This is a genomic window from Paenibacillus silvae, from assembly GCF_014639235.1.
Lineage (GTDB): Bacteria > Bacillota > Bacilli > Paenibacillales > Paenibacillaceae > Paenibacillus > Paenibacillus silvae.
The window spans coordinates 12,368-31,652 of the sequence record NZ_BMFU01000020.1 but is presented as its reverse complement, the minus strand read 5'-3'; the positions used below and the strand labels follow the sequence as shown (position 1 = coordinate 31,652).

General features: G+C 45.4%; 34 protein-coding genes. All 34 read left to right on the top strand.

Annotation, left to right across the window (positions count from 1 at the left end):
• Window positions 1–112: 112 nt before the first annotated feature.
• The 34 genes from IEW26_RS28585 (at window position 113) to rpsK (ending at window position 19,187) form a co-directional block, all read left to right on the top strand.
• Window positions 113–361, top strand: coding sequence for a ribosomal L7Ae/L30e/S12e/Gadd45 family protein (locus tag IEW26_RS28585; RefSeq protein ID WP_188594831.1), 249 nt, complete (start codon window positions 113–115; stop codon window positions 359–361).
• Between the two features lie 153 nt (window positions 362–514).
• Entirely contained in the window at window positions 515–937 is a 423-nt protein-coding gene (gene rpsL, locus IEW26_RS28580; protein ID WP_017692070.1) for a 30S ribosomal protein S12, read from the top strand.
• Between the two features lie 87 nt (window positions 938–1,024).
• Window positions 1,025–1,495 carry a 30S ribosomal protein S7 gene (gene rpsG, locus IEW26_RS28575; protein ID WP_007432586.1) on the top strand — a complete coding sequence of 157 codons (471 nt, stop codon included), beginning with the start codon at window positions 1,025–1,027 and terminating at the stop codon, window positions 1,493–1,495.
• Between the two features lie 48 nt (window positions 1,496–1,543).
• Window positions 1,544–3,622, top strand: coding sequence for an elongation factor G (gene fusA, locus IEW26_RS28570; protein WP_188594830.1), 2,079 nt, complete (start codon window positions 1,544–1,546; stop codon window positions 3,620–3,622).
• Window positions 3,623–3,717: 95 nt separating this feature from the next.
• Window positions 3,718–4,908 carry an elongation factor Tu gene (gene tuf / locus IEW26_RS28565; RefSeq protein WP_145406608.1) on the top strand — a complete coding sequence of 397 codons (1,191 nt, stop codon included), beginning with the start codon at window positions 3,718–3,720 and terminating at the stop codon, window positions 4,906–4,908.
• Between the two features lie 432 nt (window positions 4,909–5,340).
• Entirely contained in the window at window positions 5,341–5,649 is a 309-nt protein-coding gene (gene rpsJ / locus IEW26_RS28560; RefSeq protein WP_017692074.1) for a 30S ribosomal protein S10, read from the top strand.
• Window positions 5,650–5,696: 47 nt separating this feature from the next.
• A complete protein-coding gene (gene rplC / locus IEW26_RS28555; protein ID WP_111271024.1) occupies window positions 5,697–6,320 on the top strand; it encodes a 50S ribosomal protein L3 in 624 nt (207 codons plus the stop codon).
• A 25-nt stretch (window positions 6,321–6,345) separates the two neighbouring features.
• Window positions 6,346–6,969: a 50S ribosomal protein L4 gene (gene rplD / locus IEW26_RS28550; protein WP_111271025.1), complete on the top strand. Its 624-nt coding sequence runs from the start codon at window positions 6,346–6,348 to the stop codon at window positions 6,967–6,969.
• Window positions 6,969–7,259 carry a 50S ribosomal protein L23 gene (gene rplW / locus IEW26_RS28545; RefSeq protein ID WP_110899281.1) on the top strand — a complete coding sequence of 97 codons (291 nt, stop codon included), beginning with the start codon at window positions 6,969–6,971 and terminating at the stop codon, window positions 7,257–7,259. The genes rplD and rplW overlap by 1 nt, the downstream gene beginning before the upstream one ends.
• A gap of 31 nt (window positions 7,260–7,290) precedes the next feature.
• The gene (rplB, locus tag IEW26_RS28540; protein WP_111271026.1) at window positions 7,291–8,121 is read left to right on the top strand and encodes a 50S ribosomal protein L2; all 831 of its coding nucleotides are present in this window, start codon (window positions 7,291–7,293) and stop codon (window positions 8,119–8,121) included.
• A gap of 71 nt (window positions 8,122–8,192) precedes the next feature.
• Window positions 8,193–8,471 (top strand): 30S ribosomal protein S19, encoded by a 279-nt coding sequence (rpsS, locus tag IEW26_RS28535; protein ID WP_188594829.1) that lies wholly within the window; start codon window positions 8,193–8,195, stop codon window positions 8,469–8,471.
• Window positions 8,472–8,506: 35 nt separating this feature from the next.
• On the top strand, window positions 8,507–8,839 hold the full coding sequence (gene rplV, locus IEW26_RS28530; protein ID WP_110899282.1) for a 50S ribosomal protein L22: 333 nt from the start codon (window positions 8,507–8,509) through the stop codon (window positions 8,837–8,839).
• Between the two features lie 15 nt (window positions 8,840–8,854).
• Entirely contained in the window at window positions 8,855–9,520 is a 666-nt protein-coding gene (gene rpsC / locus IEW26_RS28525; protein ID WP_110899283.1) for a 30S ribosomal protein S3, read from the top strand.
• A gap of 2 nt (window positions 9,521–9,522) precedes the next feature.
• Window positions 9,523–9,957: a 50S ribosomal protein L16 gene (gene rplP, locus IEW26_RS28520; RefSeq protein ID WP_188594828.1), complete on the top strand. Its 435-nt coding sequence runs from the start codon at window positions 9,523–9,525 to the stop codon at window positions 9,955–9,957.
• Window positions 9,947–10,144, top strand: a complete 198-nt coding sequence (gene rpmC, locus IEW26_RS28515) for a 50S ribosomal protein L29 (RefSeq protein ID WP_145053338.1) — start codon at window positions 9,947–9,949, stop codon at window positions 10,142–10,144. The genes rplP and rpmC overlap by 11 nt, the downstream gene beginning before the upstream one ends.
• Before the next feature lie 46 nt (window positions 10,145–10,190).
• Window positions 10,191–10,457, top strand: a complete 267-nt coding sequence (gene rpsQ, locus IEW26_RS28510; RefSeq protein ID WP_110899284.1) for a 30S ribosomal protein S17 — start codon at window positions 10,191–10,193, stop codon at window positions 10,455–10,457.
• Between the two features lie 36 nt (window positions 10,458–10,493).
• Window positions 10,494–10,862, top strand: a complete 369-nt coding sequence (gene rplN / locus IEW26_RS28505) for a 50S ribosomal protein L14 (RefSeq protein WP_024633579.1) — start codon at window positions 10,494–10,496, stop codon at window positions 10,860–10,862.
• A 41-nt stretch (window positions 10,863–10,903) separates the two neighbouring features.
• The gene (rplX, locus tag IEW26_RS28500; RefSeq protein ID WP_090924672.1) at window positions 10,904–11,257 is read left to right on the top strand and encodes a 50S ribosomal protein L24; all 354 of its coding nucleotides are present in this window, start codon (window positions 10,904–10,906) and stop codon (window positions 11,255–11,257) included.
• A 32-nt stretch (window positions 11,258–11,289) separates the two neighbouring features.
• Window positions 11,290–11,832, top strand: coding sequence for a 50S ribosomal protein L5 (rplE, locus tag IEW26_RS28495; RefSeq protein WP_111271027.1), 543 nt, complete (start codon window positions 11,290–11,292; stop codon window positions 11,830–11,832).
• Window positions 11,833–11,906: 74 nt separating this feature from the next.
• Window positions 11,907–12,092: a type Z 30S ribosomal protein S14 gene (locus tag IEW26_RS28490; protein WP_013312154.1), complete on the top strand. Its 186-nt coding sequence runs from the start codon at window positions 11,907–11,909 to the stop codon at window positions 12,090–12,092.
• A 32-nt stretch (window positions 12,093–12,124) separates the two neighbouring features.
• Window positions 12,125–12,523 carry a 30S ribosomal protein S8 gene (rpsH, locus tag IEW26_RS28485; RefSeq protein WP_110899286.1) on the top strand — a complete coding sequence of 133 codons (399 nt, stop codon included), beginning with the start codon at window positions 12,125–12,127 and terminating at the stop codon, window positions 12,521–12,523.
• 30 nt (window positions 12,524–12,553) lie between these two features.
• Window positions 12,554–13,096 carry a 50S ribosomal protein L6 gene (gene rplF, locus IEW26_RS28480; protein ID WP_110899287.1) on the top strand — a complete coding sequence of 181 codons (543 nt, stop codon included), beginning with the start codon at window positions 12,554–12,556 and terminating at the stop codon, window positions 13,094–13,096.
• A 117-nt stretch (window positions 13,097–13,213) separates the two neighbouring features.
• Complete coding sequence (gene rplR, locus IEW26_RS28475) at window positions 13,214–13,582, top strand: 50S ribosomal protein L18 (protein WP_110899288.1); 369 nt, start codon at window positions 13,214–13,216, stop codon at window positions 13,580–13,582.
• Window positions 13,583–13,609: 27 nt separating this feature from the next.
• Window positions 13,610–14,107 carry a 30S ribosomal protein S5 gene (gene rpsE / locus IEW26_RS28470; protein ID WP_024633574.1) on the top strand — a complete coding sequence of 166 codons (498 nt, stop codon included), beginning with the start codon at window positions 13,610–13,612 and terminating at the stop codon, window positions 14,105–14,107.
• 12 nt (window positions 14,108–14,119) lie between these two features.
• A complete protein-coding gene (gene rpmD, locus IEW26_RS28465; RefSeq protein ID WP_111271028.1) occupies window positions 14,120–14,305 on the top strand; it encodes a 50S ribosomal protein L30 in 186 nt (61 codons plus the stop codon).
• Window positions 14,306–14,349: 44 nt separating this feature from the next.
• Window positions 14,350–14,790 carry a 50S ribosomal protein L15 gene (gene rplO, locus IEW26_RS28460; RefSeq protein WP_110899289.1) on the top strand — a complete coding sequence of 147 codons (441 nt, stop codon included), beginning with the start codon at window positions 14,350–14,352 and terminating at the stop codon, window positions 14,788–14,790.
• The gene (gene secY, locus IEW26_RS28455) at window positions 14,790–16,088 is read left to right on the top strand and encodes a preprotein translocase subunit SecY (protein WP_184190211.1); all 1,299 of its coding nucleotides are present in this window, start codon (window positions 14,790–14,792) and stop codon (window positions 16,086–16,088) included. The genes rplO and secY overlap by 1 nt, the downstream gene beginning before the upstream one ends.
• 90 nt (window positions 16,089–16,178) lie before the next feature.
• Window positions 16,179–16,823: an adenylate kinase gene (locus tag IEW26_RS28450; protein WP_111271031.1), complete on the top strand. Its 645-nt coding sequence runs from the start codon at window positions 16,179–16,181 to the stop codon at window positions 16,821–16,823.
• A 3-nt stretch (window positions 16,824–16,826) separates the two neighbouring features.
• Window positions 16,827–17,579, top strand: coding sequence for a type I methionyl aminopeptidase (gene map, locus IEW26_RS28445; RefSeq protein WP_111271032.1), 753 nt, complete (start codon window positions 16,827–16,829; stop codon window positions 17,577–17,579).
• 10 nt (window positions 17,580–17,589) lie between these two features.
• Window positions 17,590–17,898, top strand: a complete 309-nt coding sequence (locus tag IEW26_RS28440; protein ID WP_111271033.1) for a KOW domain-containing RNA-binding protein — start codon at window positions 17,590–17,592, stop codon at window positions 17,896–17,898.
• A 3-nt stretch (window positions 17,899–17,901) separates the two neighbouring features.
• On the top strand, window positions 17,902–18,117 hold the full coding sequence (infA, locus tag IEW26_RS28435) for a translation initiation factor IF-1 (RefSeq protein ID WP_017692098.1): 216 nt from the start codon (window positions 17,902–17,904) through the stop codon (window positions 18,115–18,117).
• Between the two features lie 152 nt (window positions 18,118–18,269).
• A complete protein-coding gene (rpmJ, locus tag IEW26_RS28430) occupies window positions 18,270–18,383 on the top strand; it encodes a 50S ribosomal protein L36 (RefSeq protein WP_003333770.1) in 114 nt (37 codons plus the stop codon).
• Between the two features lie 20 nt (window positions 18,384–18,403).
• Complete coding sequence (rpsM, locus tag IEW26_RS28425; RefSeq protein ID WP_095293406.1) at window positions 18,404–18,772, top strand: 30S ribosomal protein S13; 369 nt, start codon at window positions 18,404–18,406, stop codon at window positions 18,770–18,772.
• A gap of 19 nt (window positions 18,773–18,791) precedes the next feature.
• A complete protein-coding gene (gene rpsK / locus IEW26_RS28420; RefSeq protein ID WP_068537278.1) occupies window positions 18,792–19,187 on the top strand; it encodes a 30S ribosomal protein S11 in 396 nt (131 codons plus the stop codon).
• Window positions 19,188–19,285: the final 98 nt, after the last annotated feature.

Genomic DNA, 19,285 nt, shown 5'->3' with positions numbered 1-19,285 from the left:
AAACTTTTTAAAATCTTTTAGGATTAGCATTGACAATGCTTGCGCTAGATGCTAATATATCAAAGGTGCGTGGGCAGCTGATTGTAATTGGTCCTATTCGGAGGAATGTATGATGTCTAATGAAAAAGGCTTGCAAGATGCTCATGTCAAGATTGGTACCAAACAGACCATGCGGACAGTGCAGACAGGAATGGCTCATGAAGTCTATGTCGCAGAAGATAGTGATCCGCAGCTCACTTCCAAAATCATTGCCTTGTGTGAACAGCACAATGTAAAGTACACGAAAGTGGACACAATGAAAAATCTCGGCAAAGCTTGCGGGATTGGAGTGGGGGCAGCAATGGCTGCTGTCGTAAAATGATAGGGTAAGGAACGTTTTTGTCCGAGAACATCTAATGGATTCTCCAAGGCAAAAACTTTTCATTTGTCTTTTTATGAACCGCCTGGGTCTGTGGGCTTAGCGTATAAGGTTTATAAAGAAACATGAATAATTGAGGAAGGGGGTGGCAATCACATGCCAACTATTAACCAACTGGTTCGTAAAGGACGTCAAGCTAAAGTTGAAAAGTCTAAATCACCAGCTTTGCAAAAAGGATTCAACGCTTTGAAACGTGAATCCACTAACATCAGTGCCCCACAAAAACGTGGTGTCTGCACTCGTGTAGGTACAATGACGCCTCGTAAACCGAACTCTGCACTTCGTAAATATGCCCGTGTTCGTTTGACGAACCGTCTCGAGGTAACTGCTTATATCCCGGGAATCGGACATAACCTTCAAGAGCACAGTGTGGTATTGATCCGTGGAGGTAAAGTAAAAGACCTTGCAGGGGTTCGTTATCACATCGTTCGTGGAGCACTCGATACTGCAGGTGTTAACAACCGTATGCAAGCTCGTTCTAAATACGGTGCGAAACGTCCAAAAGCTAAAAAAGCCTAAATCACTATAAGCAGGTAGCCTGATAGCCTTCTGGCTTAGGTCTGGAAGGTACAGGGTCTGCTGAACAAGAAAGAAAGGGGGATATCCATGCCACGCAAAGGTCCAGTTACGAAAAGAGACGTGTTGCCAGATCCGGTATACAACTCCAAGTTGGTTACTCGTTTGATCAACCGCATCATGCTCGACGGAAAACGCGGTGTTGCTCAAAGCATTCTGTACAATGCGTTCAAGTTGATTCAAGAACGTACGGGTAATGACCCGATGGAAGTATTTGAAGCAGCAATCAAGAATATCATGCCAGTCCTGGAAGTTAAAGCTCGCCGTGTCGGCGGTGCCAACTACCAAGTACCAATCGAGGTAAAACCAGAGAGACGTACTTCTTTGGGATTACGTTGGCTCGTGAACTACTCCCGCAACCGCGGTGAGAAAACAATGGAAGAGCGTTTGGCGGCTGAGATTATCGACGCTTCCAACAACACAGGCGCTTCCGTTAAGAAACGCGAAGACACTCACAAAATGGCTGAAGCGAACAAAGCGTTTGCTCACTACCGTTGGTAGGATTCAGTTCACAATAAAAAACTTCAATTTTGAAGGGAGACCCATTTCATGGCTAGAGAGTTCTCCTTGAAAAATACACGTAATATCGGGATCATGGCTCATATTGATGCGGGTAAAACCACGACAACTGAGCGGATCTTGTTTTACACAGGACGTACGCACAAAATCGGTGAAGTTCACGAAGGCGCTGCGACAATGGACTGGATGGAACAGGAACAGGAGCGCGGGATTACAATCACTTCCGCTGCGACTACCGCTGCTTGGAAAGGTCACCGCGTAAATATCATTGATACCCCGGGACACGTTGACTTCACTGTTGAAGTTGAACGTTCCCTTCGTGTATTGGACGGAGCAGTAGGTGTATTCAGTGCGAAAGAAGGCGTTGAGCCTCAGTCTGAAACTGTATGGAGACAGGCTGACAAGTACGGCGTACCTCGTATCGCATACGTAAACAAAATGGATATCATCGGTGCTGACTTCTTGAACGTTGTATCTGACATGCGTGATCGCCTTCAAGCGAACGCAGTTGCGATTCAACTTCCGATCGGTGCTGAAAATGATTTCAAAGGTATCATTGATATCGTGGCACAACGGGCTCATATGTATAAAGATGACCTCGGACAAGATATCGAAGAAACTGATATTCCTGTGGAATTCGTTGAACAGGTTGAAGAACTTCGCAACGAATTGATTGAGCGTGTTGCAGAACTGGACGAAGAATTGACTATGAAATACCTGGAAGGCGAAGAAATCTCTATTGATGAGATCAAAGCCGCTCTCCGTAAAGGTGTAGTAGAGGTTAAAATCTTCCCGGTTATCTGTGGTTCCTCATACCGTAACAAAGGTGTTCAATTGATGTTGGATGCTGTTATCGACTACTTGCCAGCTCCAACTGATGTTCCTTCTATCACAGGACATCTTGAAGATGGAACTGAAGCAGTTCGTAAGTCTTCCGACGAAGAGCCATTCTCTGCATTGGCCTTCAAAATCATGACTGACCCTTACGTTGGTAAATTGACATTCTTCCGCGTATATTCCGGTGTACTTCAATCCGGATCTTATGTATTGAATGCAACTAAAAACAAACGTGAGCGTATCGGTCGTATCCTTCAAATGCACGCAAACAGCCGTCAAGAGATCACTGAAGTTTACTCCGGTGATATTGCAGCAGCTGTAGGTTTGAAAGATACAGGTACAGGTGATACACTATGTGATGAGAAACACCCGGTTATCCTGGAATCGATGAACTTCCCTGATCCGGTAATCGAAATCGCTGTTGAACCTAAAACCAAAGCTGACCAAGATAAAATGGGTGTGGCTCTCGGCAAATTGACGGAAGAGGATCCAACTCTTCGCGCTCATACTGACGAAGAAACAGGTCAAACCATCTTGGCAGGTATGGGTGAGCTTCACCTTGATATCATCATCGACCGTATGCGTCGTGAGTTCAAGGTTGAAACTACTGTGGGTAAACCACAAGTAGCTTACCGTGAAACATTCCGTGCTCCAGCGCGCGTTGAAGGTAAATTCGTACGTCAATCCGGTGGTCGTGGTCAATACGGTCACGTATGGGTTGAGTTCGAACCTCTCGAGCCAGGTACAGGTAGCCAGTTCGAAAGCAAGATTGTCGGTGGTTCGGTACCAAGAGAATACATTCAACCTGCACTGTCAGGGATTGAAGAGCAAATGAAAAACGGTGTACTCGCGGGCTTCCCGCTGGTAGACGTTAAGGCTACAATCGTAGACGGATCTTACCATGATGTCGATTCCAACGAGATGGCATTTAAAATTGCCGGATCGATGGCGCTGAAAGCAGCAAAAGACAAATGTAGTCCAGTTTTGCTTGAGCCGATCATGAAAGTAGAAGTAACTGTTCCAGAAGAGTACATGGGTGACGTTATGGGGATGTTGAACTCCCGTCGTGGCCGCATCGAAGGTATGGATTCCCGTAGTGGAGCTCAAATCATCCGTGCTAAGGTACCTCTTTCTGAAATGTTTGGTTACTCTACAACTCTTCGTTCCGGTACTCAAGGACGCGGCGTATTCTCCATGGAACTCTCCCACTATGAAGAAGTTCCTAAGAGCATCGCTGAAGAGATCGTTGCCAAAACAAAAGGCACCGAGTAGTTTTCTCACACTGAATGCTTGTGCTTGAAACCTGGTTTGAAGCACCGCATTCAGTGAAAACATAAAATTATAAATTCTAAGGAGGCCACGTTCAAATGGCAAAGGCTAAATACGAACGTACTAAACCACACGTTAACATTGGCACTATTGGTCACGTCGACCATGGTAAAACAACTCTGACTGCTGCAATCACAACTGTATTGTCCAAAACTTACGGTGGTGCTGCTGTAGCATTCGACCAAATCGACAAAGCTCCTGAAGAGCGCGAGCGCGGTATCACAATCTCCACAGCACACGTTGAGTACGAAACTGACACTCGTCACTACGCTCACGTAGACTGCCCAGGTCACGCCGACTATGTTAAAAACATGATCACTGGCGCGGCACAAATGGACGGAGCAATCCTGGTTGTATCCGCAGCTGACGGCCCAATGCCACAAACTCGTGAGCACATTCTGCTCTCCCGTCAAGTAGGCGTACCATACATCGTTGTTTTCTTGAACAAATGTGATATGGTTGAAGACGAAGAGTTGTTGGAATTGGTTGAGATGGAAGTTCGCGACCTTCTGAACGAATACGAGTTCCCAGGTGATGACACTCCAATCACTCGTGGTTCCGCTCGTGAAGCTCTGCAAAACCCTGATGGTGAGTGGGCTCAAAAAATCGTTGAGATGTTCAAAGAAATCGACACTTACATCCCACTGCCTGAGCGTCAAACTGACAAGCCTTTCTTGATGCCTGTCGAGGACGTATTCTCCATCACTGGTCGTGGTACCGTTGCTACAGGTCGTGTAGAGCGTGGTACTGTTAAAGTCGGCGAAGAGGTTGAGATCGTTGGTATCGTAGAAGAAACTAAAAAATCCGTAGTTACGGGCGTTGAGATGTTCCGTAAATTGTTGGATTCCGCACAAGCGGGTGACAACATCGGTGCGTTGCTGCGTGGTGTTGATCGTACTCAAATCGAGCGTGGTCAAGTACTTGCTAAACCAGCATCTGTTAAACCACACACAGAGTTCACTGCTCAAATCTACGTTTTGACTAAAGAAGAGGGTGGCCGTCACAAGCCTTTCTTCACTGGATACCGTCCACAGTTCTACTTCCGTACAACTGACGTAACTGGTATCATCAACCTGGCAGAAGGTACTGAAATGGTAATGCCTGGTGACAACGTTACAGTAACTGTTCAACTGATCTCTCCAATCGCGATCGAAGAAGGAACTAAGTTCTCTATTCGTGAAGGTGGACGTACAGTTGGTGCGGGATCCGTAGCAACAATCCAAAAATAATTTGGCTATAGCCAATTATCTATAAGCAACAGTGTACTGGAACAAGTAACATTGTATTGTAACGAAGCTTCGGAAGAGTTCTTTATCCGACATCGGATAAAGAACTCTTTTTTAATGTCAACGTTTCGGAACCTGCGTCATCTAAAATGGACAAAATTCATTTTATAGTTTGATAGGTTAGGCAGCCTGGATATTAAAAAAATATCGTACTAAACAGTGTCTTTTCATTAGAAAAGATTTGTTTATATGTTTTTTTTAAATATGCTTGCAATACGCCCATCTTTTCTATATAATAATGAATGTTGTTCTTGTGACGTTGCGATGATGTGAGAGGTTACTGACACACCCGGCCCCTTTGCCATGGGAGAGTGGTTAGAAAATTTTCACGGAGTATGTCCGATAAAAAATTGGGCGATAGAAGGAGGGACTAAAATGGCAAAGCAAAAAATTCGTATTCGTTTGAAAGCTTACGACCACAGAATTCTTGATCAATCCGCGGAGAAAATTGTTGAAACAGCAAAACGTTCCGGTGCTGGTGTATCCGGTCCGATTCCGCTTCCTACTGAAAAACAAATCATTACTATTCTTCGTGCGGTGCACAAGTACAAGGATTCTCGGGAGCAATTCGAGCAACGCACTCACAAGCGTTTGATCGATATCGTTAACCCGACTCCACAAACTGTGGATGCCTTGATGCGCTTGGATCTGCCGTCCGGTGTAGATATCGAAATCAAACTGTAATATATAGCAACAAACAAGACCACGTATAAAGGAAAAGAGGTGTCAACATGAAAGGTATCTTAGGAAAAAAACTTGGAATGACTCAAGTGTTTACCCCTGAAGGTAACGTAGTTCCAGTAACGGTTATCGAAGCAGGCCCTTGTGTTGTTTTGCAAAAGAAAGATATTGAGAACGATGGCTACGAAGCAGTTCAAATCGGTTTTTCCGATAAGAAAGAGAAAAATGCTAACAAGCCAGAAGCAGGACACGCTAAAAAAGCGAATACTGCACCTAAGCGCTACGTTCGTGAGCTTCGCGGCATCAACATCGCGGAATATGAAGTTGGCCAAGAATTGAAAGCTGACATTTTCGCTGAAGGCGAGTTCGTTGACGTAACGGGTATTTCTAAAGGTAAAGGTTTTGCCGGCGTAATCAAACGTTGGGGACAAAGCACTGGACCTATGTCGCACGGTTCGCGTTACCACCGTGGCCCGGGTTCAATGGGTTCGATCCAAGCTAACCGCGTTCCTAAAGGCAAACGCCTGCCAGGACATATGGGTCATGATACTGTTACAATTCAACGTCTTGAAGTTGTGAAAGTAGACGCTGAGCGTAATGTGATTCTTGTTAAAGGATCCATCCCAGGTCCAAAAAACAGCCTTGTAAGAGTTAAAGAAACGGTGAAAAAATAACCACTGAAGAAAGGAGGAACACAAAATGCCAAAAGTATCAGTTTACAATGTAGATGGTAGCCAAGTAGGTGAAGTTGAACTGAATGATGCTGTATTCGGAATTGAGCCGAATCAACACGTTCTGTACGATGCAGTTCTTATGCAACGTGCTTCCCTTCGTCAAGGTACCCACAAAGTAAAAGGACGTTCTGAAGTACGTGGCGGTGGACGTAAGCCTTGGAAACAAAAAGGTACAGGTCGCGCTCGTCAAGGTTCAATTCGTTCGCCACAATGGAAAGGCGGCGGTATCGTATTTGGTCCGACTCCACGGAGCTATGCGTACAAACTGCCTAAGAAAGTTCGCCGTCTGGCGATCAAATCAGCACTTTCTTCCAAAGTGCAAGACAATGACATTATCGTTTTGGATGCTCTGACTCTGAGCGCTCCTAAAACTAAAGAATTTGCAGCTATCTTGAATAACCTCAAAGTAGGTCGCAAAGCTTTGATCGTAGCACCTAGCTATGATGATAATGTAGCTCTTTCCGCACGGAATATTCCTGGCGTGAAATTCGTAGCTGCTGACGGCATTAATGTTCTTGACGTGCTTGGGCACGACAAACTGATCATTACGAAAGAAGCAGTTCAGAAGGTAGAGGAGGTGCTCGCGTAATGAAGGATCCTCGTGATATTGTTAAACGTCCGATTATTACGGAACGTACTGCTGACATGATGAACGACTTGAAATATGTATTTGAAGTCGATATCCGTGCAAACAAAACCGAGATCAAAAAAGCGGTTGAAGCTATTTTCGGCGTAAAAGTGAAAAACGTGAACACTCTTCGTGTTCCAGCTAAACCGAAACGGTACGGTCGTTATTCCGGATATACAAGCGAATGGAAAAAAGCGTTTGTAACGCTGACACAAGACAGCAAAGCGCTTGAGTTCTTTGAAACTGTATAATTGAAATTTTTGAAGTAAGGAGGGAAAACTAGTGCCAATCAAAAAGTATAAACCAACATCCCCGGCAAGACGGAACATGTCCGTTTCTACATTTGAGGAAATCACCACAGATAAGCCGGAGAAATCGTTGTTGGCCCCGCTGAGCAAACAAGCAGGCCGTAACAACCAAGGTAAAATTACAGTTCGTCACCACGGTGGTGGACATAAACGTAAATACCGTATCATCGACTTCAAACGTACTAAAGATGGAATACCGGGCCGCGTTGCTACAATCGAGTATGACCCGAACCGTACTTCCAACATTGCATTGATTCACTATGCTGATGGTGAGAAACGTTACATCATCGCTCCTAAAGGTCTGAAAGTTGGAGATCAAGTATTCTCAGGTCCTGACGCAGACATCAAAATCGGTAACGCACTGCCACTCGAAAACATTCCAGTAGGTACCGTTATCCATAACATCGAGTTGAAACCAGGTAAAGGCGGACAATTGGTTCGTGCAGCTGGTACAGAAGCTCAATTGCTTGGTAAAGAAGAAAAATACGTTTCTGTTCGTCTCTCTTCCGGAGAAGTTCGTCGTATTCTGAAAGTTTGCCGCGCAACAATCGGATCTGTTGGTAACCAAGACCACGAGCTCATCAAAATCGGTAAAGCCGGTCGTAGCCGTTGGTTGGGTCAACGTCCTGAGGTTCGTGGTGTGGTAATGAACCCTAACGATCACCCTCACGGTGGTGGTGAAGGTCGTGCTCCTATCGGACGTAAATCGCCAATGTCACCATGGGGTAAACCTACTCTTGGTTTCAAAACGCGTAAGAAAAATAAAGCTTCTGATAAATACATCATCCGTCGCCGCACGAAGTAATACACACTGTGCATAACTTCGTGAGGCATCTACGGATGCATAAAAGCTATGTTTGAAGGGAGGATCTCCACATGAGTCGCAGTTTGAAAAAAGGGCCATTCATTGATGGCTACATGCTCAAGAAGGTAGAAGAGATGGAAGCATCAGGCAAGAAGAACGTTATCAAAACCTGGTCCCGTCGCTCTACAATTTTCCCACAATTCATCGGACACACATTTGGCGTTTACGACGGTCGTAAACACGTGCCAGTATATGTAACTGAGGACATGGTCGGACACAAACTGGGTGAGTTCGCTCCAACCCGTACGTACAAAGGCCATACTAATGATGACAAGAAAACAAGAAGATAAATGAACATCTCTAATGTTTGAGAGGAGGTTACACAATGGAAGCAAAAGCACATGCTAAGTTTATCCGGATTGCTCCTCGTAAAGTTCAACTCGTTGTTGACTTGATTCGCGGCAAGCAAGTAGGTGAGGCGGTTGCCATTCTCCGTCACACTCCGAAATCCGCTTCTCCAGTTGTTGAGAAGTTGCTTAACTCCGCTATTGCGAATGCGGAACATAATTATTCTTTGGATGTTAATAACTTGGTGATCTCGCAAGTTTACGTAAACCAAGGACCAACGATGAAACGTTTCCGCCCTCGTGCAATGGGACGTGCAAGTCGTATTAACAAACGTACTAGCCACATTACTTTGGTGGTATCTGAAAAGTAGAAGGAGGGAAAACGTGTGGGCCAAAAGGTAAATCCAGTCGGACTTCGTGTCGGAGTTATCCGTGACTGGGAATCTAAGTGGTATGCAGGCAAAGACTTCGGCGATCTTTTGATGGAAGACGTGAAAATTCGTGAATTCCTGAAAAATAAATTGAAAGACTCCGCTGTATCTCGTGTAGAAATTGAGAGAGCGGCTAACCGCGTAAACGTAACGATTCACACTGCGAAACCAGGTATGGTAATCGGTAAAGGTGGATCTGAAGTTGAAAATCTTCGTAACCAAATTACGAAAATTGCTGGCGGTAAAAAAGTACACATCAACATCTCTGAAATTAAAAACCAAGACCTGGACGCGATCCTGGTAGCAGAAAGCATTGCACAACAATTGGAACGTCGTGTTTCTTTCCGTCGTGCGTTGAAACAAGCTATTCAAAGAACTATGCGCTCTGGTGCTAAAGGTATTAAAACTCAAGTAGGCGGACGTCTTGGCGGTGCTGAGATTGCACGTTCTGAAGGCTACAGCGAAGGAACTGTTCCACTGCACACACTGCGTGCTGACATTGACTATGGTACTGCAGAGGCTCATACTACTTACGGACGTATCGGCGTAAAAGTATGGATCTATCGTGGAGAGGTTCTTCCTACGGCTAAGAAACAAGCTGCTAAGGAAGGAGGCAACTAATCATGTTGGTACCAAAACGTGTAAAACACCGTAAGCAACAACGTGGACATATGAAAGGCCAAGCAAAAGGCGGAACTACGTTGAACTTTGGCGAATACGGTCTGCAAGCTGCGGAACCGGCTTGGATTACGAACCGTCAGATCGAAGCGGCTCGTATTGCGATGACTCGTTACATCAAACGTGGTGGTAAAGTCTGGATCAAAATTTTCCCTGACAAACCAATCACTCAAAAGCCTCTCGAGGTTCGGATGGGTAGCGGTAAAGGTAACGTAGAGAAATGGGTTGCAGTAGTGAAACCAGGTAAGATCATGTTTGAACTTTCTGGTGTACCGGAGGATATTGCTCGCGAAGCAATGCGTCTTGCCGCTCACAAACTGCCAATCAAAACGAAGTTCGTGAAACGTGAAGAATTGGGTGGTGAAGCAAATGAAAGCTAGTGAATTTCGCAACCTAACCTCTGCTGAAATCGAGCAAAAGATTGTCGGATTTAAAGAAGAACTCTTTAACCTCCGCTTTCAACTCGCTACCGGTCAGCTGGATAACCCGACTCGAATCCGTGATGTGCGGAAAGAAATAGCTCGTGCTAAAACCATCATCCGTGAAAGAGAACTGGGAATCGGTTAATCAGAGGTCGGATATATTCCGTCCGTAATCAGGAAGGAGGCCAACAATGAGCGAAGAACGTAACGCACGTAAAGTGCAAATCGGTAAAGTAGTCAGTGATAAAATGGACAAAACGATCGTTGTTGCTGTAGAAACCTACAAAAAACACGACTTGTACCATAAACGTATCAAGTACACTAAAAAGTTCAAAGCGCATGACGAAGAAAACACTGCGAAAATCGGTGACACGGTGAAAATCATGGAGACTCGTCCGCTTTCGAAAGATAAACGCTGGAGACTTACTGAAGTCGTTGAAAAAGCGGTTATCATCTAATTGCATGATCAGCATAGCTGGAAGGAGGAATACTAAATGATTCAACCATTTACACGTTTGACTGTAGCCGACAACTCCGGTGCGAAGGAATTGATGTGTATCCGCGTACTCGGCGGTACGGGACGTCGTACAGCTCAAATCGGTGATCTGATCGTTTGTTCTGTAAAACAAGCAACACCAGGCGGCGTTGTCAAAAAAGGTGATGTAGTTAGAGCGGTTGTCGTTCGTACGAAACGTTCTGTACGTCGTAAAGACGGTTCCTACATCGGTTTTGATGAAAATGCAGCTGTTGTTGTAAAAGACGACAGAAGCCCACGTGGAACACGTATTTTCGGACCTGTTGCTCGTGAACTTCGCGAGAAAGACTTCATGAAAATCGTTTCCTTGGCCCCAGAGGTTATCTAATAGATTAAGCTCGTGATGTTTAGAAACAGGAGGTGTACGAAATGCCAAGAGTGAAAAAAGTTCTGGAATCCCATAACAACAAACTTCACGTTAAAAAGGAAGATACGGTTATGGTGATCAGCGGTAAAGACAAAGGCAAAAAAGGCCGTGTCATCGCTGCTTATCCTCGTGAAAACCGCGTCCTTGTGGAAGGTGTTAACATGGTGAAAAAACACCAGAAGCCTAACCAGCAAAACCCGCAAGGCGGCATTATCGAGAAGGAAGCTCCGATTCACGTTTCCAACGTGATGCACATCGATCCAAAGAGCGGAAAAGTAACCCGTATCGGTTACAAAGTGTTGGATAACGGAAAGAAAGTGCGCGTTGCAAAACGTTCCGGAGAAATTATCGACTAATTGAACCGAATGAGAAAGGAGGGCTATGATTCATGGCATCAAGAATGAAAGAACGTTACCTGCAAGAAATCGCTCCTGCTTTGATGCAGAAGTTTAACTATACAACGGTAATGCAAGTGCCGAAAATCGAGAAAATCGTTATCAACATGGGTGTGGGCGACGCTGTTCAAAACTCCAAAGTGTTGGATTCCGCAGTAAACGATTTGCAACTGATCGCAGGTCAAAAACCTGTAATCACTCGTGCGAAAAAATCTATCGCAGGTTTCAAACTGCGTGAGAACATGCCTATCGGTGTGAAAGTAACATTGCGCGGCGAGCGTATGTACTACTTCCTCGATAAATTGTTCAACGTTACACTTCCACGTGTACGTGACTTCCGTGGTGTATCGAGCAAAGCGTTCGATGGTCGCGGTAACTACACTCTGGGTCTGAAAGAGCAATTGATCTTCCCAGAGATTGAGTATGATAAAGTAGACAAAGTCCGCGGTATGGATATTGTCATCGTAACAACGGCGAAAACAGACGAAGAGTCCCGCGAGTTGCTCACGCAACTGGGAATGCCTTTCGTTAAATAATGTTGGCATAAACGTTCCGGGTGTCTGGAAAGACTCCCTTTTCTCCGAAATTATTTAGGAGGTGTCAGGCTAAAGTGGCAAAAACTTCGATGAAAGTTAAACAACAACGTACACCAAAGTTTAAAGTACGTGCTTATACACGCTGTGAGCGTTGCGGTCGTCCACATTCGGTACTGCAAAAGTTCAAAATTTGCAGAATTTGCTTCCGTGAATTAGCTTATAAAGGCCAGATCCCTGGCGTGAAAAAAGCAAGCTGGTAAAAAGTCCTGAACGGGAAGGAGGTTAACTCACAATGACTATGTCTGATCCAATTGCAGATATGCTTACTCGTATTCGTAACGCGAACACAGTTCGTCACGAAACGGTAGAAATGCCTGCTTCGACAATGAAAAAACAAATCGCCGATATCTTGAAGCGTGAAGGTTTCATCCGTGACGCTGAATTTATCGAAGATAACAAACAAGGGATTATCCGTGTTTTCCTGAAATACGGTCAAAATAACGAGCGCGTTATCACTGGTCTGAAAAGAATCAGTAAACCTGGTCTTCGTGTTTACACGAAAAGCAATGAAGTACCTCGTGTACTTGGCGGCCTGGGTATCGCGATCATCTCGACATCCAAAGGTGTTATGACGGACAAAGAAGCTCGTCAAGCAAAATCCGGCGGAGAAGTCGTTTGCTACGTTTGGTAATATAACGTCACAAGATAGGAGGTGCAACACATGTCTCGTATTGGTCGCAAACCAATTACAGTACCAAGTGGTGTAGACATCACTTTGGACAATTCCGTTATTACGGTAAAAGGACCAAAAGGAACTTTGACTCGTGAGCTTCATAAAGACATGAAGGTTACAGTTGAAAACAACGAAATTACAGTTGTGCGTCCTTCCGATAACAAAACTCACCGTTCTTTGCACGGCACAACACGCAGCGTTGTCAGCAATATGGTGAGCGGCGTAACTGAAGGATTCGCAAAATCTCTGGAGCTGGTTGGGGTCGGATATCGTGCAAGCAAATCCGGAGATAAAATCGTTCTGAACGTTGGATACTCTCACCCGGTTGAAATTACACCGGAAGCGGGAATTGAGTTCGAAGTACCTTCGAACACTAAAATCATCGTTCGCGGTATCGATAAAGAGCGCGTAGGTGCTTACGCTGCTAAAATTCGTTCCGTTCGTGAACCTGAGCCGTACAAAGGTAAAGGTATCAAATATGAAGGCGAGCGTATCATCCGTAAGGAAGGTAAAGCCGGTAAGAAGAAATAAGATTTCTCTTACCGCCTTTTCGCGGCTTTCGGCTTGCTTGCTTCGTGTGTTTCTAATATACCCCGTGGCTTCCGGTTTGAAGCCAGCGAGGTAACCTGAAAGGAGTGAATCCCTGAGATGATTACGAAACCAGATAAAAACAAGGCTCGTCTGAAAAGACACTTGCGCGTTCGTAAAAAAATCCAAGGAACGGCAGCACGTCCTCGTTTGAACGTATTCCGTTCTGGTAAACATATGTACGCTCAAATCATCGATGATGTAGCTGGTGTAACGATCGCATCCGCGTCTACTGTAGACAAAGAATTGAGCGGCGACATCAAAAACGGTGCATCTGTTGAATCTGCTCGCAAAGTTGGCGAACTCGTTGCTAAACGTGCGAAAGACAAAGGTGTTTCCAACATCGTATTTGACCGTAGCGGATATCTGTACCATGGTCGTATCGCAGCTTTGGCTGAAGCGGCTCGTGAAGCAGGACTTGAGTTTTAAGATATTTTTCAAAAGGAGGTTAACGACTTGCGTGTAGATCCGAATACTTTGGAACTGTCTGAAAGAGTAGTAAACATTAATCGCGTAGCTAAAGTAGTAAAAGGCGGACGCCGTTTCAGCTTTAGCGCACTGGTTGTAGTCGGCGACGGCAACGGCTGGGTTGGAGCGGGTATCGGTAAAGCGGGCGAAGTACCTGATGCAATTCGCAAAGGTATTGAAGATGCTAAGAAAAACCTTGTACACGTTCCACTCGTAGGAACTTCGATTCCTCACTTGGTAACAGGTAAGTTCGGCGCAGGACGCGTTCTGCTGAAACCAGCATCTGAAGGTACTGGTGTTATCGCTGGTGGTCCTGTACGTGCGGTTCTCGAACTTGCTGGTGTGGGTGACATTTTGACAAAATCTCTGGGTTCTTCGAATTCCATGAACATGGTCAATGCGACTTTGGAAGGTTTGTCCCGTTTGAAGCGTGCTGAAGACGTGGCTAAACTGCGCGGAAAATCCGTCGAAGAGCTTCTGGGTTAGGAGGGAATTCTCATGGCTAAATTAGAAATTACCCTCGTCCGCAGCTTGATCGGACGTCCGGAGACGCAAAGAACAACTGTGAAAACATTGGGATTGCGCAAAATCAACAGCAAAGTGATTCAAAACGATAATCCAGCCATCCGTGGCATGATTAACAAAGTAAGTCACTTGGTATCTGTTAAAGAAGTAGAAGCTTAATAAACGGGATAATCCCACAAATCTTTAAGGAGGTGCAACGAACGATGAAGTTACATGAGCTTTCACCATCTCCTGGATCGCGTAAAGAACGCAAACGTGTTGGTCGCGGTCCAAGTAGTGGTACGGGTAAAACATCAGGTCGCGGTCATAAAGGACAAAACGCTCGTTCTGGCGGTGGTGTTCGTCCAGGCTTCGAAGGTGGACAAAATCCACTGTATCGTCGCTTGCCGAAACGCGGTTTCGTAAACCCAACTCGCAAAGAATATGCAGTTGTTAATATCGAAGACCTGAACAGTTTGCCTGCGGGTACTGAAGTAACTCCAGAATTCTTGATGACGAATGGCGTTGTTAAAAACGCTAAATCCGGAATCAAAATCCTGGGTAACGGTGAAGTCACTGTGAAGCTGACTGTTAAAGCTAATAAGTTTTCTCAATCTGCGGTAGAGAAAATCGAGGCTGCCGGCGGTACAACCGAGGTGATTTAATGTTCAAGACCCTAAAGAATATCTGGCGGGTTGAGGATCTGCGCAAAAGGGTATTATTTACCCTTTTTGTACTGATCATTTACCGCATCGGCTCCTTTGTTCCCGTACCGGGTGTTAACAAAGATGTGTTCGAAGCGACAAATTCTGCGGGTAAAGAAGTTTTTGGACTTCTCAATACGTTCTCGGGTGGAGCACTGTTCCAGTTCTCGATATTTGCACTCGGGATCGTGCCTTACATCACTGCGTCTATCATAGTACAGTTGCTTTCCATGGACGTTATTCCTAAATTAGCGGAGTGGGCAAAGCAAGGTGAACAAGGTAAGAAAAAGTCTGCACAACTGACTCGTTATTTAACGATCGGGCTGGCATTGATTCAAGCGTTTGGTACGTCGATCGGATTTAACCGCTTGTACAATACAGAGATGGTTCCTAACGCAACGTTTGCAGATTATATCTTGATCGCGATTGTACTTACGGCCGGTACTTCATTCCTGATGTGGCTTGGTGAGCAGATCACCGAGAAGGGCATCGGAAACGGAATCTCGATTTTGATCTTTGCGGGTATCCTGGCAACAGTGCCTAACATTATCAAACAAACCATCGAGTCTGACTTCATTCAACCTGATCAGTTGTTTATGAACATCCTCAAAGCTGTAATCATTGCGATTGTCATCGTACTGATTATCATCGGGGTCATTTACATCCAACAGGCGATTCGGAAAATTCCGGTACAGTACGCTAAACGTGTCGTAGGTAACAAAATGTACGGTGGACAGAATACACATATCCCGCTGAAGATTAATGCAGCTGGTGTTATCCCTGTCATCTTCGCATCATCGCTGTTGATGTTCCCGACGATTATCGCCAACTTCTGGGCTAATCATGGTTGGGCACAGTGGATCGGTCAAAACTTGACTACACACAAACCACTTGGTATGGTGCTGTATGTTGTGATGATCTTCGGATTCACATTCTTCTATACTTTCGTACAGATGAATCCTCAGCAGATGGCTGATAATATGAAAAAGAACGGCGGTTACATCCCAGGCATTCGCCCGGGTAAAGCAACCGAGAAATATCTGACCCGTGTCATGACTCGTTTGACAATGGCCGGAGCCATCTTCTTGGCAGTCATTTCCGTTCTGCCTGTATTCTTAGGGGCACTTTCTGGTTTGCCTCAATCAGCGCAAATTGGAGGAACATCCCTCCTGATCGTTATCGGTGTAGCGCTGGATACGATGAAGCAAATCGAAAGCCAATTGATCAAACGCCACTACAAAGGTTTTATCAATAAATAGGCAATAGGTTCCGGTTGAGTAAAGATTTACTTGCCGGCACCTATTGTGCTGTTTGTTGATGTAGGGTAGTCTTGGAGGGAGTGACATAACGTGAACATCCTATTCATGGGCCCTCCGGGGGCAGGAAAAGGTACGCAAGCAGACGTCATTGTGAAAGAGTTCGGTATTCCCCATATTTCAACAGGCGATGCATTTCGTCTCGCGATTAAACAGGGAACTCCCATTGGCCTGAAAGCCAAGGAATATATGGATCAAGGATTACTTGTACCAGATGATGTAACCATCGGCATCGTTGAAGAACGTTTGCAGCAAGCGGACTGCAGAGAAGGATTTCTTTTGGATGGATTTCCAAGAACCCTGTCTCAAGCAGAAGCGCTGGATGGCATCCTGGCACGACTGAACTCAGGTCTTGATCATGTGATCAACCTGAAAGTGGATCGCAACAAATTGCTCGCTCGTTTGACGGGTCGTCGCATTTGTAAAAACTGTGGTTCCACGTATCATGTCGTATTTAATCCACCGAAGCAGGAAGGTATCTGTGATAAATGCGGCGGCGAGCTGTATCAGCGTTCTGATGATAATGAAGAGAGCGTAGGCACTCGTTTGGACGAATATATCAACAAAACAGCACCACTCCTCACGTTCTACGAAACTAAAGGTCTTCTTCGTCAAATCGACGGAGAACAGGATATCGATCAAGTTTCTAAAGAAATCGTGTCCTTGTTGAGAGGTTAATTGATGATCATTGGTAAGTCCGAAACGGAACTGGGTTTGATGAGGGAAGCAGGGAGAATTGTTGCGGAAACGCATCGTCTCTTGGCAGAGCATATCGCTCCCGGTATTACGACTGGTGAACTTGACCATATGGCTGATCAATATATCCGCAGTCAAGGAGCTGTGCCGTCTTTCAAAGGCTATAACGGTTTCCCTGCCAGTGTGTGCGCTTCAGTAAATGAAGAGTTGGTACATGGATTTCCCGGCAAACGCAAGTTGAACGAGGGCGATATCGTTACGTTTGACATTGGCGCGCAGTACCAGGGGTATCATGGAGATTCTGCCTGGACCTATCCAGTCGGCCGTATTTCCGAAGAAGCCCGTCGTCTTCTGGACGTCACCGAGGCTTCGTTATACGCAGGTCTGGCGCTGGTAAAACCAGACGTTCGCTTGTTTACAATATCTCATGCAATTCAGAAATATATCGAAGATGAGGGGTTCTCCGTCGTTCGTGAGTATGTCGGTCACGGCATTGGAGCGGATCTGCACGAGGAGCCATCAATTCCGAACTATGGTCTTCCTGATCGTGGTCCAAGGTTAAAGGCTGGCATGGTGCTTGCCATTGAACCGATGGTTAACGCAGGCAGACGGTATGTGAAAACGTTGGAAGATAACTGGACTGTCGTGACAGTTGATGGATCGTTATGTGCCCACTTTGAACACACCGTAGCAGTTACACCTGAGGGTATGGAAATTTTCACAAAACTGAATGCGTAGGTGATGAGGCATGAACAATCAGTCGAATCCGCAGCTCGGTCAACTTGTGAAGATCCGTAAAGGCCGCAACGCGGACCAAGCCGCAGTAATTGTTGCTATAGTGGACAGTAGGTTCGTATATATAGCGGATGGAGACAAACGAAAGTTTGACCAACCCAAGAAGAAGAACATTCTTCATCTTGAACTTCAGCCCATGATTAGCAGTGAGGTTGTAAACAGTTTAAACGAGAGTGGTCGGGTGACAAACGGAAAGCTCCGCTATGCGGTTCATTCGTTCCTGGAATCCACCAACATTCAAGCTGAAGAGAAAGGAGACTGACTAATGGCCAAGGAAGATGTCATTGAAGTGGAAGGTACGGTTCTTGAACCGCTACCGAATGCAACGTTCAAGGTTGAGCTTGAGAATGGTCATCAAATTCTCGCTCACGTTTCCGGAAAATTGCGGATGCACTTCATCCGTATCCTGACTGGAGACAAAGTAGTTGTTCAGTTATCGCCTTATGATCTAACAAAAGGTCGTATAACTTACCGTAAATAGTAGTAGACAGTTGCAATGAACTGTGAAGCTTATGAAGCGGGTTTTGCCCGGCAAAACTTGCGAAAGCTTCGAAGCCGGTTTTACAATAGTAGAACAAGGTCAATGCTTACGAAGAGAGTTTTGCTAAGCAGAACTTTGAGGAGGTAATTCACATGAAGGTAAGACCTTCGGTCAAGCCGATTTGCGAAAAATGCAAAGTCATTCGCCGCAAAGGGAATGTAATGGTTATCTGTGAAAATCCGAAACACAAACAAAAACAAGGTTAATGAAGGGGGTGTAGCGTAAAATGGCACGTATAGCTGGTGTGGATTTGCCACGTGATAAGCGCGTTGAGATCGCCTTGACTTATATTTTCGGAATCGGTAAAACGACTTCCCAGAAAATTCTGAGCTCTACAGGCATCAATCCGGACACTCGTGTTCGTGATTTGACGGAAGATGAAGTCAGCAAATTGCGTGAAAGTATCGACAAAGAGGTCAAAGTAGAAGGTGACCTGCGTCGTGAAATCTCTTTGAATATTAAACGTTTGACGGAGATCGGTTGTTACCGTGGAGTTCGTCATCGTCGTGGTCTGCCTGTTCGTGGACAACGTACGAAAACGAATGCTCGTACTCGTAAGGGTCCTCGTCGTACTGTAGCGAACAAGAAGAAATAATAAGGGGGGATAAGAGAAAATGGCTAAACCGAAAAAAGTCGTACGTACTAAACGTCGTGACCGTAAAAATATTGAATCTGGCGTGGCACATATCCGCTCCACTTTCAATAACACTATCGTTACTATTACGGACCCTCACGGAAATGCGATTTCGTGGGCAAGCTCTGGCGGCCTCGGATTCAGAGGTTCCCGTAAATCGACTCCGTTTGCTGCACAAATGGCTGCTGAGACTGCTGCCAAAGCTGCAATGGAACATGGGATGAAATCCGTTGAGGTTATGGTTAAAGGACCAGGCGCAGGCCGTGAAGCAGCGATCCGCTCTTTGCAAGCTGCTGGTCTTGAAGTTAACCTGATCAAAGACGTAACTCCAGTCCCGCATAACGGATGCCGTCCTCCAAAACGTCGTCGTGTCTAATGAGATTTGCCCCTGCGTGTGGTATACTTCCGGCACAATCTGCTAATAATGGTTGTTTAGGCATACTACTACATGTTTTCGCAAGAGAAGGTAAATGT